Below are 709 nucleotides of genomic sequence, written 5' to 3' on the forward strand. Positions count from 1 at the left end.
GGCCGGGGTTGTGGCGCCGGCGCGCGGTGCCTGGCGGGGCGGCCTGGTGGCCCGCGCGGTGCCGATGACCGAGGTCGCGGCCGAGCTCGCCGCGGCTGACATCGTCGTCTCGTGCACCGGCGCGACCGGGCTCGTGCTGGACGCGGAGGCGCTGCGCGCGGCGGTCGGCCAGCGCCCCGACCGGCCGCTGGCCCTGCTCGACCTGGCCATGCCACGGGACATCGACGCCGCGGCGCACCGCCTGGACGGCGTACGCCTGGTGGACATCGAGTCGCTCGCCGAGGCGTCCGCGGACGCCCCGATGGCCGCCGACGTGGACCAGGTCCGGGCGATCGTCTCGGCCGAGGTCACCGCGTTCGGCGCCGCCCAGCGCGCCGCGCACATCACGCCCACCGTGGTCGCGCTGCGCACGATGGCGGCCTCCGTGGTGGCCAGCGAGATCTCCAGGCTGGACGGGCGACTGCCCGATCTTGACGACAAGCAACGCGCGGAGATCACCCAAACCGTCCGCCGTGTGGTCGACAAGCTGCTGCACGCGCCGACGGTGCGGGTCAAGCAGCTCGCGGCCACGCCGGGCGGGGCCGGCTACGCCGACGCCCTGCGCGAGCTCTTCGACCTCGACCCGGAGGCGGTCGCGGCCGTCAGCCGGGCCGATGGGAACCACCCGAAGCGAGGACGGGCATGACCGACAGCACACTCCCCACCCCCG

1 pseudogene is annotated in these 709 nt (G+C 75.9%); it reads left to right on the forward strand.

Going from position 1 to position 709, the window contains the following annotated elements:
* Positions 1-685: pseudogene (locus KUM32_RS40940) on the forward strand (glutamyl-tRNA reductase); the annotation flags it as partial.
* Positions 686-709: the final 24 nt, after the last annotated feature.

Source organism: Streptomyces sp. AC627_RSS907 (assembly GCF_019049165.1).